General features: G+C 70.3%; 17 protein-coding genes. 12 read left to right on the top strand and 5 right to left on the bottom strand.

All coding sequences use genetic code 11. From position 1 onward, the window contains the following. The 7 genes from V6M46_RS18275 to V6M46_RS19635 all read left to right on the top strand — a co-directional run. Positions 1 to 919: DUF2785 domain-containing protein (locus V6M46_RS18275; protein WP_332667724.1), on the top strand; the 919-nt coding region annotated here is incomplete at its 5' end. A gap of 31 nt (positions 920 to 950) precedes the next feature. Then, a complete protein-coding gene (locus V6M46_RS18280) occupies positions 951 to 2,624 on the top strand; it encodes an acetolactate synthase (protein ID WP_332667726.1) in 1,674 nt (557 codons plus the stop codon). A 1-nt stretch (position 2,625) separates the two neighbouring features. After that, positions 2,626 to 3,126, top strand: a complete 501-nt coding sequence (locus V6M46_RS18285; protein ID WP_332667728.1) for a GNAT family N-acetyltransferase — start codon at positions 2,626 to 2,628, stop codon at positions 3,124 to 3,126. 50 nt (positions 3,127 to 3,176) lie between these two features. Continuing rightward, on the top strand, positions 3,177 to 4,895 hold the full coding sequence (locus V6M46_RS18290) for an ABC transporter ATP-binding protein (RefSeq protein WP_332667729.1): 1,719 nt from the start codon (positions 3,177 to 3,179) through the stop codon (positions 4,893 to 4,895). Next, positions 4,892 to 6,634 carry an ABC transporter ATP-binding protein gene (locus V6M46_RS18295; RefSeq protein WP_332667731.1) on the top strand — a complete coding sequence of 581 codons (1,743 nt, stop codon included), beginning with the start codon at positions 4,892 to 4,894 and terminating at the stop codon, positions 6,632 to 6,634. The genes V6M46_RS18290 and V6M46_RS18295 overlap by 4 nt, the downstream gene beginning before the upstream one ends. A gap of 10 nt (positions 6,635 to 6,644) precedes the next feature. Then, a complete protein-coding gene (locus tag V6M46_RS18300) occupies positions 6,645 to 7,016 on the top strand; it encodes a thioesterase family protein (RefSeq protein ID WP_332667733.1) in 372 nt (123 codons plus the stop codon). Positions 7,017 to 7,042: 26 nt separating this feature from the next. Beyond that, positions 7,043 to 7,117 (top strand): 50S ribosomal protein bL37, encoded by a 75-nt coding sequence (locus tag V6M46_RS19635; RefSeq protein ID WP_369797015.1) that lies wholly within the window; start codon positions 7,043 to 7,045, stop codon positions 7,115 to 7,117. A gap of 65 nt (positions 7,118 to 7,182) precedes the next feature. On the opposite strand, the gene rsrA is transcribed toward V6M46_RS19635, so the two are convergent. From rsrA to V6M46_RS18320, 4 genes are read right to left on the bottom strand one after another with little or no spacing between them, the layout of a single operon-like run. After that, positions 7,183 to 7,455, bottom strand: coding sequence for a mycothiol system anti-sigma-R factor (gene rsrA, locus V6M46_RS18305; RefSeq protein WP_332667736.1), 273 nt, complete (start codon positions 7,453 to 7,455; stop codon positions 7,183 to 7,185). Beyond that, positions 7,455 to 8,150: a sigma-70 family RNA polymerase sigma factor gene (locus V6M46_RS18310; protein WP_442880554.1), complete on the bottom strand. Its 696-nt coding sequence runs from the start codon at positions 8,148 to 8,150 to the stop codon at positions 7,455 to 7,457. The genes rsrA and V6M46_RS18310 overlap by 1 nt, the downstream gene beginning before the upstream one ends. A gap of 50 nt (positions 8,151 to 8,200) precedes the next feature. Further along, entirely contained in the window at positions 8,201 to 8,932 is a 732-nt protein-coding gene (locus V6M46_RS18315) for an SOS response-associated peptidase (protein ID WP_332667740.1), read from the bottom strand. Positions 8,933 to 8,967: 35 nt separating this feature from the next. Beyond that, entirely contained in the window at positions 8,968 to 9,648 is a 681-nt protein-coding gene (locus tag V6M46_RS18320; protein WP_332667742.1) for a hypothetical protein, read from the bottom strand. 97 nt (positions 9,649 to 9,745) lie between these two features. Between V6M46_RS18320 and V6M46_RS18325 the strand changes: the two genes are divergently transcribed. The 5 genes from V6M46_RS18325 to V6M46_RS18345 all read left to right on the top strand — a co-directional run bounded on the left by V6M46_RS18325 (position 9,746) and on the right by V6M46_RS18345 (position 15,326). After that, entirely contained in the window at positions 9,746 to 11,356 is a 1,611-nt protein-coding gene (locus V6M46_RS18325) for a sigma-70 family RNA polymerase sigma factor (protein WP_332667744.1), read from the top strand. A gap of 41 nt (positions 11,357 to 11,397) precedes the next feature. Then, positions 11,398 to 11,883, top strand: a complete 486-nt coding sequence (locus V6M46_RS18330; protein WP_332667745.1) for a DoxX family protein — start codon at positions 11,398 to 11,400, stop codon at positions 11,881 to 11,883. 19 nt (positions 11,884 to 11,902) lie between these two features. Then, entirely contained in the window at positions 11,903 to 13,180 is a 1,278-nt protein-coding gene (gene aroA / locus V6M46_RS18335; protein ID WP_332667747.1) for a 3-phosphoshikimate 1-carboxyvinyltransferase, read from the top strand. A gap of 162 nt (positions 13,181 to 13,342) precedes the next feature. After that, a complete protein-coding gene (gene rsgA / locus V6M46_RS18340; protein ID WP_332667749.1) occupies positions 13,343 to 14,347 on the top strand; it encodes a ribosome small subunit-dependent GTPase A in 1,005 nt (334 codons plus the stop codon). A 61-nt stretch (positions 14,348 to 14,408) separates the two neighbouring features. Further along, on the top strand, positions 14,409 to 15,326 hold the full coding sequence (locus V6M46_RS18345; RefSeq protein ID WP_332667750.1) for an inositol monophosphatase family protein: 918 nt from the start codon (positions 14,409 to 14,411) through the stop codon (positions 15,324 to 15,326). An 8-nt stretch (positions 15,327 to 15,334) separates the two neighbouring features. Here the strand turns inward: V6M46_RS18345 and V6M46_RS18350 are convergent. After that, positions 15,335 to 15,538, bottom strand: a 204-nt coding sequence (locus V6M46_RS18350; protein ID WP_332667751.1) for a hypothetical protein, incomplete at its 5' end; no start/stop codon positions are given.

The raw sequence follows: 15,538 nt of genomic DNA on the forward strand, positions 1-15,538 counted from the left end.
AGTGTCTGAGGCGTACTGGCAAACCGTGATGCAGAACGGGATGAACGTACCCGGCGATCGCAGCCTCGACGAGTGCACCGTCGAGCTCGTCGAGATGCTGGGCCACTCCAACCCCCGCTGGCGCGAGGACCTCGCCTACCCGCTGCTGACCACGTGGATCACGCGGGGCGTCTACGACGAGTTGCTGTCCGGGCTGGGCGACGGCATCGCGCCGGGCCTGCGCTACGGCCTGGGCCACGACGGCGACGTGTCGGTCATGCGCCGCTCCTACAGCGCGCTGATGCTCGCCGAGATCATCGGCCGTGACAACAACGAGCACCTGATGTCGGCCTCCTCTGTCCTGGACTGGGGCGACCGGGCGACGGCCTGGTACGTCCGGGAGCAGGACCATCGCGGCTGGATCCCCGAGCAGGGCTGGGCCAACTCGATCGCCCATGGCGCCGACCTGTTGGCCGCCCTTGCCCGCTCGCGGCACTTCGGCCGGCTCGAGCTCACGGTGCTGCTCGACGTCATCGCCGACCGGGTCCTGACGCCGACGGCATACATCTGGCGCCACGGCGAGGACGACCGGCTGGCATACGCCGTCATGACGCTGCTGCACCGCAACGCGCTGGACCCGAGCATCGTCGAGCCGTGGCTCGCTCGACTGGGCGCCGGCATCAAGCCGCCCCGCACGCGCGGTCACCTCGAAGCCGAGTGGCCGTCCCCCGGCGTGCGCAACACGTCGTCGTTCCTGCGCGCCCTGCACCTGCAGCTCGCGCTCGGCGTCCAGGGTCGCGACGACCTGCGCGCCGACGCCGAGCTGTTCGCCGAGCAGCCCGCGCACCGCGCCGACCTCCTGCTCGCGGTGCTCGACCAGATCCGGGCCGAGAGCCCGTGGCTCTACCGGCCGACGACGAGGGCCAAGCCGCTCGGCTGATGCGGACGCATGGTCCAGTAACCTGCGTCACATGACTGAGAGCGAACCCCGCGAAGGCCACGGCGGCATCCACGCGCTCGACGTGGCCCGCGCGCACGGCGTCGAGACGATGTTCACCCTCTCGGGCGCGCACGTCTTCCCGATGTACGACGCGGCGGTCAAGGCCGAGCCGCCGATGCCGATCATCGACGTCCGCCATGAGCCGACGGCCGTGTTCGCCGCCGAGGCGATCGGCAAGCTGACGCGTACGCCGGGCCTCGCCGTGCTGACCGCCGGACCCGGTGTGACCAACGGCGTCAGCCCCATCGCCCAGGCCAGCTTCTCCGGATCGCCGCTCGTCGTGGTGGGCGGCCGCGCACCCAACAACCGCTGGGGCTCGGGCAGCCTGCAGGAGCTCGACCAGCCGCCGATCCTCCAGAGCATCTCCAAGTCCGCCACCACGGCGCACAAGGTCGACGACATCGCCCCGGCGATGGACGAGGCGTTCACGCTCGCCGGGTCATCACACCGGGGCCCGACGTTCGTCGACGTGCCGATGGACGAGTTCTTCAACAGCACGACCGCAACGACGCAGTCGCAGGGCAACACCACGGCACCGATCGAGCCCGATCCGGCCTCGCTGGACCAGATCGCCGAGCTCATCCGGCAGTCCGCGCGTCCCGTGCTCGTCCTGGGCACCGACGTCTGGGCCGACCACGCCGAGGAGGCCGCGCTGCGCTTCGTCGAGGAGACCGGCATCCCGGTGATCTCCAACGGCATGGGCCGCGGCATCGTGCCCGGCGGCCACCCGCAGCTCGTCACCAAGGCCCGCTCCACGTCGTTCAACCAGGCCGACCTCGTGATCGTGGTCGGCACACCTTTGGACTTCCGCCTCGGCTACGGCATCTTCGGCGGCAAGGACGGCGCGACCCCCGCACGTACCGTGCATGTCGCCGACTCCCCCGGCCAGGTCTCGACGCACGCCGAGCTCGCCGCATCCGCGAGCGGCGACCTGACGTGGTTCTTCACCCGGCTGTTCGACGCGTTGACCGCGCCGTCGCAGCACGGCCGGCGCCCCGACTGGTCGCCGTGGATCGGCACGCTCCAGGCCGAAGTCGCCGCGGCGATACAGCGTGACAGCGAGCTGCTGATGGCCGAGGCCGATCCGATCCACCCGGCGCGCATCTACGGCGAGCTGCTCCCCCGGCTGGCCGACGACGCCGTGGTGATCGGTGACGGCGGCGACTTCGTGTCGTTCGCCGGCAAGTTCGTCGAGCCCAAGCGACCCGGCGGCTGGCTCGACCCCGGACCGTACGGCTGCCTCGGCGCCGGCATGGGCGCCGCGATGGCCGCCCGCATCGCCCGGCCGTCGAGCCAGGTCGTGCTGCTGTACGGCGACGGTGCCGCCGGCATGTCGCTGATGGACGTCGACAGCCTCGTACGGCACAATCTCCCGGTCGTCATGGTCGTCGGCAACAACTCGGCGTGGGGTCTCGAGAAGGGCCCCATGCAGTGGCTCTACGGCTATGACGTCGCCGCGGACCTCGCCCCCCAGACCCGCTACGACCAGGTCGTCACGGCGCTGGGCGGTGGTGGCGAGATGGTGACCGACCCCAAGCAGATCGGCCCGGCCCTCGACCGGGCGTTCGCCTCCGGCATCCCCTATCTCGTCAACGTCATGACGGACGTCAACGCCGCCTATCCGCGCAACACCACCGGCATCTGACGTGATCATCCGGCCTGCCCGCGAGGAGGAATATGCCGCCGTCGGCGCGCTGACCGTGGCCGGCTACGACGCCGACGGCTATTTGACCTACCCCGACGGCACGTACGACCACGGCTACGCCGGCTGGCTCGCGGACGCCGCGTCCCGCGCGCAGAACAGCACGCTCCTGGTGGCGTACGACGGCGATGCGCTGGTCGGCACCGTGACGTGGTGCCCGTACGGGTCGGCCGATGCGCAGCTCGCCAAGGAGCCGCACCAGGGCGAGTTCCGTACGCTCTCGATCGCGCCGGAGGCACGCGGTCGCGGGGTGGGCCGCGCCCTGGTGGAGCACTGCCTCGAACGCGCACGCGCGACCGGTCTCACCGAGGTCCTGCTGTTCTCGCTCAAGGAGATGGCACCCGCACACCGGCTGTACTTCGCGCTGGGCTTCGTACGCCGCCCCGACCTCGACTGGTCGCCCGAGCCCGACGTCGACCTCTGGGCCTTCTCGCTGACGCTCTGACGCCGGACCTGGGTGGCTCGCGCCCCGGCGGGTGAGGTTACCCTTACCCGGTGCCCCTCGACGCTCCTGCTCCGCCCCGGAGCGCAGCGGCACTCCTGCGCCGAGGACTCCGCCGCCACCGCAGGAAGCTGTTCGGCTGCTACGCCCTGATCTGCTCCTGGCTGCTGTGCGAGGCGCTCGTACCAGTCGTCATCGGCGTCATCATCGACCGCGCGGTCGCGACGGGTGACGCGACGGAGCTCGCGATCTGGGGCGGCATGCTCGTCGCGCTGTTCGTGGTGCTGAGCTACTCGTACCGATTCGGGGCGCGCCTGGGCGTCGGGGCGCTGGAGCTCGAGACCCACCTGCTGAGGGTCGAGGTCAGCGAGCACGTCCTGGGGCCGGACGGTGCGCGTACGGGCCTGCTGCCCGGCGAGACACTGTCACTCGCGACGTCCGACGCCGAGACGATCGGCCGGTTCCTGTGGCACGTCGGCTACACCCTGGCCGGGCTGCTCGGCGTGCTGGTGAGCGCGATCGTGCTGTTCCGCATCGATCTCACGATCGGCATCGTGGTGCTGCTCGGCGTGCCGCTCGTGCTCGTGCTGATCCAGGTCGTGACACCGCTCATCGCCCGCCACACCACCGATCAGCAGGCCGGCATCGCCAAGGCGACGGGCATCGCGACCGACCTCGTCAACGGGCTCCGGCCGCTCAAGGGCGTCGGCGCCGAGGACGTCGCGACGGGCAGGTACCGCACGCACAGCGCCGCCGCTCGCGACGCGAGCATCCGGACGGCGAAGTCGATGGGCTACCTGTTCGGCCTCACCGCGACCCTGAGCGGGCTCTTCCTCGGCCTCGTCGCCTACCTCGCCGGCACCCGCGCGCTCGACGGCACGATCAGCATCGGTGAGCTCATCGCGATCGTCGGACTCACCCAGTTCCTCGCCGAGCCGATCACCGGACTCGGTGAGACCAGCGCCCAGGCCGCGTCGTCGTTCGCGTCGGCGCGGCGAGTCGTCGACTTCCTCCACACCCCGGCCCTCGCGACGTACGGGAGCACGGTCCTCGAGGAGAGCCGCCCGGAGCTCGCGGTCACGAAGCTGACCAGCGGTCCGCTGTACGACCTCGACATCACCCCGCGACGCGGCGAGCTGCTCGGGATCGTGGTCGACGACACCGCGAGCAGCGACACCCTCGTGCGGCTCGTACGCGGCGAGGTGCTGCCTGAGGACCGAGCTGGCTCGCTGACCCTCGGCGGGCACCCGATCGACGACCTGACGATCGACTCGCTGCGTTCACGGGTCGTGGTGAGCCAGCACCACGTCGACCTGTTCGAAGGGACCCTGCGGTCGACGATCGACCCGGACGACGTCCTCGACGACGATGCGCTGGCCGAGATCCTCGCCGCGTCGGCGGCGAGCGACGTCGTCGACCTGCACCCGGCTGGGCTGCTGCAACCGATCACCGCCGGAGCGGCCACGTTCTCCGGCGGGCAGCGCCAGCGCATCGCCCTGGCCCGCGCCCTGGCGACCCGGGCCCCGATCCTCGTCCTGGCCGAGCCGACGAGCGCCGTCGACGCCATGACCGAGCAGCGGATCGCCGAGGGCATCCAGTCGCTCCGCCACCCCGAGGGCTCCGACCTCGCCACGATCGTCATCACCTCCAGCCCGGCCATCCTGGCGAGCGCGGACCGCGTCCTGATGATCACGAAGGGCCGGATCGTCGCGAGCGGCACGCATCACGAGCTGTCGCATGACGACGACTACCGGCAGGCGGTGCTGCGATGAGCCGTCAGCTGTTGCCGATCGCCTCCCGGGGCGAGACGACCCGCCTCGCGGCCGGCATGCTGCGGTGGCATCGCGGGCCCCTGCTCGTCTCGGCCACCGCGTTCGTGCTCGTGGGCCTCGCCGGGCTCGTCGCCCCGTGGATCCTCGGCGACATCGTCGACACCGTCACGACCGGCGGCGACTCGTCGCGCATCCTCCAGGGCGCCCTCCTGATCGCCGCTGCGAGCGTTGTGGGGGGCCTCGGCACCTCGCTGTCGGTGACCTACCTGGCCAAGTCCGGCGAGCCGGCCCTCGCGGACCTGCGTGAGCAGGCACTCGACCGGGCCCTGCACCTCGACAGCATCCGGCTCGAGGAGGCCGGTGCCGGCGACCTGCTGTCCCGCATGGGCGACGACGTGCGCACCGTGGCCCAGTCGCTGACCCAGATCGTCCCGCTCCTGATCCAGTCGCTCGTCGCGATCGTGTTCACGGCCGGCGGCATGTTCGCGCTCGACTGGCGGCTCGGCCTTGCCGGGCTCGCGGCAGCGCCGTTCTACGTCCTGGGCCTGCGCTGGTACCTCCCGCGGTCCGGACCCTATTACCGGCGGGAGCGCATCGCGCAGGGCGAGCGGGCCGAGGTGCTCGTCAACGGCGTGCAGGGCGCATCCACCTTGCGCGCACTGTCGCGCGAGCAGGCGCAGATCGACCGCATCACCCACCACTCGCACCATGCCATGACGATCGCGCTCGACGTGTTCTCGCTGCTGACCCGCTTCGGCGCCCGCACCAACCGGTCGGAGCTGATCGGGCTGAGCCTGGTGCTCGGCACCGGTTTCCTCCTGGTGCGCGAGGACCTGACGACGGTCGGTGCCGTGACCGCCGCCGCGCTGTACTTCCACCGGTTGTTCAACCCCATCGGCGCGCTGCTGATGATCTTCGACGACATCCAGTCGGCCGGCGCCTCGCTCGCCCGCCTCGCGGGGGTTGCCCTGCTCGAGCCGCCGCCGGCACCCGGCGGTCCCTCCCCGGTCCGCTCCGGGGCCTTCGAGATGATCGGCATCGGCCACGAGTACGTCGAGGGGCACCGGGTCCTGGCCGACGTGACCCTGCGGGTCGCCGACGGAGAGCGGGTCGCCCTGGTCGGCGCGACCGGAGCCGGCAAGAGCACCCTCGGCGCCATCGCGGCCGGGCTGCTGCAGCCCACCTCCGGCACGACCAGGATCGGCGGATTCCCCCTCGCCTCGCTCGACCCGTCCCACATCCGGTCGGGCATCGCCCTGGTCACCCAGGACGTCCACGTCTTCTCCGGCACGGTCCGCGAGAACGTCGACCTGGCCCGGCCGGGCGCCGACGACGAACAGATCAGGTCGGCCCTCGGCACGGTGCGCGCCCTCTCATGGCTGGATGCGCTGCCCGAGGGACTCGACACCGTGGTGGGCGACCACGGTCATTCGCTGACCCCGTCACAGGCGCAGCAGCTGGCGCTGGCGCGGGTGCTGCTGCACGACCCCTGGGTTGCCGTGTTCGACGAGGCGACAGCCGAGGCAGGATCGTCCGGCGCGCGAGAGCTCGAGGACGCCGCGATCGCCGTGACCCGCGGGCGTACGTCCCTGGTGGTCGCCCATCGACTGACCCAGGCCCAGTCGGCCGACCGGGTCGTCGTGATGCACGAGGGCCGCATCGTCGAAGAGGGCACGCACGACGACCTGGTCGCTGCGGGCGGCCGCTATGCCGACCTCTGGTCCGCCTGGTCGTCGTAGTCTTCTCGGCATGGACACCGCCAGCGTCACGCACAAGGTCACGGCGGCCGACACCGCGCGGGTGCTCGGCAGCGGCGACCTCGCGGTCCTCGGCACCCCTCGCGTGCTCGCCTGGTGCGAGGAGGCGACGTGCGCGGCGCTCGAGCTCGAGCCGACCCAGACCAGCGTCGGCACGCGGGTCGACCTGGAGCACCTCGCCGCGAGCCCGGTCGGCGCCGAGGTCACCGCAACCGCCACCGTCATCCACACCGACGGTCGGCTCGTACGCTTTCAGGTCGCAGCCCACGACGCCGGCGGCACGCTGCTCGCCTCCGGCGAGATCCGCCGGGTCATCGTGGACCGGGAGCGATTCCTGGCGCGAATCGCCCCTGTGGGAGACTGAGACCTCGACTTCCGAGGAGGATCATCATGGGCAAGACCGGTCGCAAGCGTCGTGCGCGTCGCAAGAAGGGCGCCAACCACGGCAAGCGCCCCAACGCGTGAGCTGTGGACATCAACACATGAGAAATCCCCGTCCGATGGACGGGGATTTCTTCGTGTGAACGAGGTTAGGTCGACTTCTGCTCGGTGATCTCGATGTGCACCTGGCGGATCGAGAACAGCACCTTCTCACGCAGCGGCTCGGGTGCCACCTCGGAGCATGAGCGCGACACGAGGGACTTGACGACGCGCTCGAGGTCGTACTCGCCGAGGCAGTCGGTGCACTCGTCGATGTGCGACTGGATCTCGGCGCAGCTCGCGGTGTCGATCTCCTGGTCGATGAACAGATAGAGGTTCTCGAGTGCCTTCTCGCAGTCGGGTCCTTCGCACGGATCAGTCATCACTTGTCACCTGCTCCCGTGACGGCCATGCCGCGATCGCGGGCGTAGTCGGACAGCATCTCGCGGAGCATGCGGCGACCGCGGTGCAGCCGCGACATCACGGTGCCGATCGGCGTGTCCATGATCTCGGCGATCTCCTTGTAGGGAAAACCTTCGACGTCGGCGAGGTAGACCGCGTAGCGGAAGTCGTCGGGAAGCGCCTGGAGCGCGTCCTTGACGTCGCTGTCGGGGAGGTGCTCGAGCGCCTCCATCTCGGCCGACTTGAGGCCGCTCGACCCGTGCGACTCGGCGCGCGCGATCTGCCAGTCCTCGATCTCGTCCGTGACCTGCTGCGGCTGGCGCTGCTTCTTGCGGTAGGAGTTGATGTAGGTGTTGGTCAGGATGCGGTAGAGCCAGGCCTTGAGGTTGGTGCCGGGCTTGAACTGGTGGAACGCGCTGAACGCCTTGGCGTAGGTCTCCTGGACGAGGTCCTCCGCGTCGTGCGGGCTGCGGGTCATGCGTAGCGCGGCGGAGTAGAGCTGGTCCAGGAATGGCAGGGCGTCGGCCTCGAAGCGCGCCTGCTGCTGCTCCGAGGTCTCGGTCTCGCGCTGGTCGGCGCTTTCGGGGGTTTCGCCGGTGAGGGTCATCGCCTCCCAGCCTACTCCGGGCTGGGGACGTGGGCTCAGCGGCGTGAGGGACCTCTCACGCGGATACATCTGTGTCTGCATCTGACCTCCTGGGGTGTTCAACCGTGCGGAGGTGCCCGCTATTCCGGGGGCAGCGGCTTGATCAGATCGGGTCCGTTGTTGGCGACGTTGTTGACCTCGGTCGACACCGGGAAGGCGTCGAGGCGACCGGGGGCTGCCGGGATCAGCAGCTCGAGCAGCTGCTCCGGAGGCTTCGGTGCGGGGTCGAGCCAGGCATCGAACGCATCGGGCTCGAGGAACATCGGCATGCGGTCGTGGATGTGGCCCATCCCGTCCTCGGCGCTGGTGGTGAGGATCGTGTAGCTGATGACCCACTCACCCGTCGCCGGGTCCTTCCAGAACTCGTAGAGACCCGCCATCGCGAGCACCGAACGGTCCTTGGGCGTGATGTAGAACGGCTGCTTCTTGGGCTTGCGCTCGCCTTCGCGGGCCTCGCCGGCGTACCACTCGTAGTAGCCGTCGGCGGGCACGAGCCCGCGTCGCCGGGCGAAGGCCTTCTTGAACGCAGGCTTCTCGGCGGCGGTCTCTGACCGGGCGTTGATCATGCGGCTGCCGATCGACGGGTCCTTGGCCCAGCTCGGGATGAGCCCCCACCGCGCCGTCAGGAGCTCGCGCTGCGGCGGTGCGTCGGCTGCGAGCTCCTCGGGACGGCGCCCGATGATCAACGGCGCGAGCTTGGTCGGCGCCATGTTGTAGTCGGCCTCGAGCTCGACAAAGGAGTTGGCCAGGTCGACCTCGAACGCCTGGTTGAGCGATGCCGAGGTCTGGGTCGTCGCATAGCGCCCGCACATACCTTCAGCCTAGGTGGTGACACCGACAGGGCGGCCTACTCCGACAGGCCGGCCAGCACGTGGGCAACGGCGTCGGCCGACGCCGGCAGCTCCTCGACCCACAACCGCGGATGCAGGTGCCTGCCGAGGGCGCGTTCGAGCAGGATCCGCAGCAGGCTCATCGACAGCGCGTCGGTTCGCTCCCGCCCGGCCAGCGCGGCGAAGCGGCGCGGCGACATCTGGGCCACGGTCTCATCGCCTGTGAACACGGCGCGCATGGCCTCGGCGACGTCGAGCGCACGGAGTGACTGCTCGATCTCGTGACCCGTGTGCCCGCGCGGCAGCTCGACGACCACGAGGGCGCTGCTGTCGGCGACCCGGTGGCCGTCACGTTCGGCCCCGCGGTAGATCTCCGCAAGTCGGGAGCGCAGGTACGCCCCGGTGGCCAGCGACGTCAGGGGGTCCTCGCACGAGACGTCGGCGTGCAGGACGAGTGCCCATTCGGCCCACGCGAGGACGGCCGCTCGGGTCGCCGCGAACGAGGGCTCCCGACCGGCGTAGGCCCGCTCCACGTGGTCCAAGACCTCGTGGAGCGGGGCGCCGATCCGCGCTGCACTCGCTCCCACCTCGAGTGCAACGTCGGCGACGTCCGGGCGGTTCTCCCTTACCGCGTCGGCAAGGAGCGCTTCATCGATCCCCGAGCTGAACATGAGGAACTCCCTTCGCCATCCGGACATGTATGAGACGCTCGGGGAACGCCGGTATGACGCGATTACGCCGAGGCATTCGTGACCGCTTCGTCAGCAGGTCGTTGTCCTCATGGGAGGGGGGAACGTGGCAGACACCAGCACGACGCTCGTCGAGGCGAGCGATGCGCAGCTCATCGCTGCCGTTCGCGACGGCGACACCGAGGCGTACGGCGAGCTCTTCGACCGCCATCGCGAGGCCGCAACGCGGCTCTCCTCGCAGCTCGTCCCAGGGCCTGACGCCGACGACCTGGTCGCCGAGTCGTTCACCCGTGTGCTGACGCTCCTGCAGGCCGGCAAGGGCCCCGATGAGTTCTTCCGCGCCTATCTGCTGACCTCGATCCGGCGACTCCACATCGACCGCACGCGACTGGAGAAGCGGGTCAGGACGACCGACGACGAGGCCGAGCTCGATCGCGCGATCGAGTTCGTCGACCCGGCCGAGATGCGCTTCGAGCAGGGCGCCGCGGCCGCTGCGTTCGCCGCCCTGCCCGAGAGGTGGCAGCTCGTCCTGTGGCACCTCGACGTCGAGGGGCAGAAGCCCGCCGACATCGCGCCGCTGCTCGGCATGAGCCCCAACAGCGTCTCGGCACTCGCCTACCGCGCCCGTGAAGGACTGCGTCAGGCCTACCTGCAGAGCCATCTGGCACCGAGCCTGCATGCGAGCTGCCACAAGACCACCGGAATGCTCGGCTCGTACGTCCGCAGGGGCCTTTCCACGCGCGACTCGGCCCGGGTCGAGGCACACCTCGACGAGTGCAGCCGGTGCATGGGGCTCTACCTCGAGCTGTCCGAGATCAACTCGAACCTCTCCGGCATCCTCGGCCCGGCGCTCCTCGGAACCGCCGCGGCAGGCTACGTCACGAGCGGTGCGGCGTTCGCCGGCATCGGCGCCGCCGTCGATGCGGTGTTCGCCCCGGTCAAGGCCGCGGTCGCCAGCGCAGGCACACAGGGCGTCGTCGCTGCAGCGGTCGTCGTGACGGTCGCGGCGGTCGGCACGATCGCGGTCACGAACGACTTCGGCGCGAACACCGAGGACCCGCCGCACGTCTCGGCGCCGCGGGTCAGCACGCCGGCGCCGGCGCCCCCGACCGCCGGTGGCGACGAGACGGCAGGTCCGGAGCCCACGACCACGGCGACCACACCCGGACCGACGACGACCACGCCGACGACACCCGGACCGACGACGACCACGTCGGCGCCCGCGGTCACGGCACCGACCGACCCCGAGCCCACCACGTCGAGGCCCTCGCCCGAACCGGAGACGTCGCCTTCGCCGTCACCGTCACCGTCGCCGACCGTCGAGCCGATCGTCCCCACCGACTACGCGATCGCCTCGGTTCGGGTCACGGATGCGATCCTGCCGCTCCTGCAGCGGCAGCTCACGATCGACGTCAGCGCCACCAACAGCGGGCGCGCCGCGGCCGAGACCGTGACCCTCACCCTCGCGTTCCGGCGCAGCGTCCAGTTCCGCGGAGTCGTGAGTCCCGGGTGGGACTGCGGCAGCACAGCTCGCAACCAGCATCTGGAAACCCTGACCTGCTCCAGGTCTCTGGGAGCGGGTCAAGGCACCAGCTTCGTCGTCAAGACCGCCGGACTTCTGCATCCCGAAGGCACGGTCACCGTCACAGCACCCGGCGACCCCGTCCCCGGCAACAACTCGGCTCGCCTGGCAGCCGGTCTCTGGCCGCTGAACTGATGCGGGGTTGCCTCTGACAGGCATTCGGGTATGAATGAGGCATGACCCTGCTGCGCACCGTCGCCCGTCCGATGCTCGCCTCGATGTTCATCTACGGTGGTGCCACAGCACTCAAGGCTCCCGGACCGCGGGCGGACAAGGCACAGCCCACGGCCGACCTGATCAAGAAGTTCGCCCCGGAGCTCCCCGTCAACGGCGCCAACCTCGTGCGTGCCAATGGTGCCGCCCAGCTGCTCGGCGGGCTCGCCCTCGCCACGGGGCGGTTCCCGAGACTCGCCGCCCTGGGCCTCGCCGCAACGATGCCCGCGACGACGATCGCCGGGCATCCCTACTGGAACGAGACCGACCCGGGGGCGCGCCGCAACCAGCGCATCCACTTCCTCAAGAACGTCTCGATGGCCGGTGGGTTGCTGATGGCGACGCTCGACCCCGACCCGCACAAGAAGTTCATCGCCCGGCGCGCCAAGGACAAGGTCAGCGAGGCGGCTTCGTCCGTCCACGACCAGATCGATCACCTGCGCGGCTGACGCCGATAGGCTGGGGGCGATGACTGCCCCGCTGCCCTGGCTCGCGCCCTACCGCGACACGCCCTTCGACGGCGAGGTACTGGTTCCCGGCTCCAAGTCGCTGACCAACCGCGTCCTGATCCTCGCCGCCCTCGGCGACGGCCCCTCGGTCGTCACCCGGCCGCTCGGCTCCCGCGACACGACGCTGATGCTCGGCGCCCTCACGACGCTCGGCGCAACGATCGAGCGCGATGGCGTCACCTGGACGATCACCCCCTCGGCCTGGGATCGCGGCGAGCCGGCCGCCATCGACTGCGGCCTCGCCGGCACCGTGATGCGCTTCGTCCCGCCGCTCGCAGCCCTCGGCTCGGCACCCGTGACGTTCGACGGCGACGAGCACGCCCGCGTACGTCCCATGGGCACGACGATCGCCACGCTGCGCGACCTCGGCATCAGGGTCGACGACGACGGCCGGGGCGCGCTGCCCTTCACGGTCCACGGTGCGGGGCACGTCACCGGCGGCGAGCTCGAGGTCGACGCCACCGCCTCCAGCCAGTTCGTCTCGGCGCTCCTGCTCGCCGGCGCACGCTTCGACAAGGGACTCGACCTCCGGCACACCGGCGCCACCCTGCCGTCGATGCCGCACATCGAGATGACGATCGCCGAGCTGCGCCGCCGCGGAGTGCGCGTCGACACCGACGAGCCCAACCGCTGGCACGTGCACCCCGGACCGATCCGCGCCCTCGACGTCGAGATCGAGCCCGACCTGTCCAACGCCGGGGTCTTCATCGGCGCCGCGCTCGTCACGGGCGGGCGGGTCCGCATCCGCAACTGGCCGGAGCACACCGACCAGGCCGGCGACGCATGGCAGACGATCGTGCCGGCGTTCGGCGGCACGGTCGAACGCGACGGTGCCGACCTCGTCTTCGCGGCCGGCCCCACGCTCAAGGGCGTCGAGCTCGACCTGCACGATGTCGGCGAGCTGACTCCGGTCATCGCCGCCATCGCGGCCCTCGCCGACCGGCCGTCGACCCTCGTCGGCGTCGCGCACCTGCGCGGTCACGAGACCGACCGGCTCAAGGCGCTCGTCACCGAGATCAACCGCCTCGGCGGCGATGCCGAGGAGCTCGACGACGGGCTGCTCATCCGGCCGCGGCCGCTGCACGGCGAGACGTTCCGGACCTACGACGACCACCGCATGGCGCATGCCGGCGTCGTGCTGGGCCTGCGCACGCCCGACCTGTACGTCGAGAACGTCGTGACGACGATCAAGACGTACCCCAACTTCGCCCCGGTCTGGGAACGCCTGATGACATGAGTGAGCGCAAGCGAACGAATCATGGGACAGGGTTCATGTCGCCATGTCCGTATCGTGGGCTTTTGACGGGCGTGGCGACATGAGTGAGCTCAAGCGAACGAATCATCGGACAGGGTTCATGTCGCCATGTCCGTATCGTGGGCTTTTGACGGGCGTGGCGACATGAGGGACGACGACGAGCACGCGCAGTTCGAGCGGCCGCGGCGGCACACCAAGCCGCGCACCAAGATCCGCCCCAACTACGACGACGCCGACACCGCCCGGGTCGTGACGATCGACCGCGGCCGCTACACCGTCACGCTCGACGACCCTTCGACAGGCTCAGGGAGCGGGAGGGTGATCACGGCGATGAAGTCGCGCAACCTCGGCCGCAAGGGTGTCGTCGTCGGCGATGCGGTCCGTGTGGTCGGCGACGTCAGCGGCGCCGAGGGCTCGCTGGCCCGGATCGTCGAGGTCACCCCCCGCCGCACGGTCCTGCGCCGCACCGCGGACGACGACGACCCGATCGAGCGCATCATCGTCGCCAACGCCGACCAGCTCGTCATCGTCGCGGCGCTCGCCGATCCCCCGCCCCGCCCCGGGTTGATCGACCGTTGCCTCGTCGCGGCGTTCGACGCCGGCATGGAGCCGCTGGTGTGCCTCACGAAGTCCGACCTCGGCTCCCCCGACGAGATCGTCGCGATGTTCGAGCCGCTCGGCGTACGCGTGGTGGTGACGCGTCGCGACGGCAACCTCGATGACGTACGCGATGCGCTGCGCGACCGGGTCAGCGTGCTGGTCGGGCACAGCGGCGTCGGCAAGTCGACGCTGGTCAACGCGCTGGTCCCGGATGCCAACCGCTCGGTCAGCTACGTCAACGCCGTCACGGGCCGTGGCCGGCACACCTCGACGTCGGCGATCAGCCTCGAGCTGCCGTTCGGCGGCTGGATCATCGACACCCCCGGCATCAGGTCGTTCGGCCTCGCCCACGTCGAGATCGACGACCTCATCAAGGCGTTCCCCGATCTCCAGGACGTCACCCGGGACTGCCCGCGGGGCTGCCTGCACTCGGCCACCGAGCCGGAGTGCGCCCTCGACATCGCAGTTGCGGACGGCACGTTGCCGCCCGCGCGCGTGGAGTCGTTCCGCCGCATCCTCGCGAGCATGAACCAGAAGGACGACTACTGAAGGTCGAGCCTTTGGGGTGCCGCTGGCGGTTTTGGCGGCCGAAAGCCGTACTCTGAGGGCCATGGCTCACTCGTACAACGACGATCTGCGCCTCGCTCACGTGCTCGCCGACAACGCCGACAACCTCTCGATGGACCGCTTCGGCGCGATCGATCTCCAGGTCGACACCAAGCCGGACATGACCTACGTGACCGAGTCCGACGAGGCCGTCGAAGCCGCCATCCGGCGCACCCTCAAGTCCGCCCGCACCCGCGACGACGTGCTCGGTGAGGAGCACGGCGAGGTCGAGGGGACGGCCGGCACCGGCGGGCGGCGCTGGATCATCGACCCGATCGACGGCACGTCCAACTTCGTCCGCGGCGTTCCCGTGTGGGCGACGTTGATCGCGCTCGAGGAGGACGGCGAGATCATCGCCGGCTGCGTCTCGGCGCCTGCCCTGGGCCGTCGTTGGTGGGCCAGCAAGGGCACCGGCGCCTACACCGGCAAGTCGCTCATGTCGTCCCGCGAGATCCGGGTCTCCCAGGTCTCCGACCTCGACAGCGCATCCCTGTCGTACGCCTCACTGAGCGGCTGGGACGTCATCGGCAAGGGTGAGGCGTTTGCCGCCCTCATGCGCCGGTGCTGGCGCACGCGCGCGTACGGCGACTTCTGGTCCTACATGTTGCTGGCCGAAGGCGCCGTCGACATCGCCACCGAGCCCGAGCTCAAGGTGTGGGACATGGCCGCGCTCGACATCGTCGTCCGCGAGGCCGGAGGCACCTTCACGAGCCTCGCGGGCGAGCCCGGGCCATGGGGCGACAACGCGCTCGCGACCAACGGCCGGCTGCACGATGCCGCGATGGCCTACCTCGGACACTTCCCCGACCAGGGCCCGCCCGACGAGTCGTGGACCGACGAGCCCGAGGACGACGACGAGCCGGAGCCCGACAACGTGCGCAGCTTCGACTTCACTCGCGAGCCGAGCCAGGACCTGCCCTAGGGGTTGTCCTAGCGCTCGAGTCCGACGACGCACCAGCCGATGCCGCGCCACGCGTAGGTGTCCCGCAGCCCTGACCGGAGCGGGACGGCGATCATGTCCGCGGGCTCGTGGGCGAAGGTCCGGAACGTGTCGCCCTTGAGCTTGCGCAATGTGTTGTCGAACCACAGCAGCGACCTGGTGAGCCGGTTGCGGGGCGGGTGGCTGAACACCAT

This window comes from Aeromicrobium sp. (assembly GCF_036676885.1).
In the GTDB taxonomy this organism is placed as follows: Bacteria; Actinomycetota; Actinomycetes; order Propionibacteriales; family Nocardioidaceae; genus Aeromicrobium.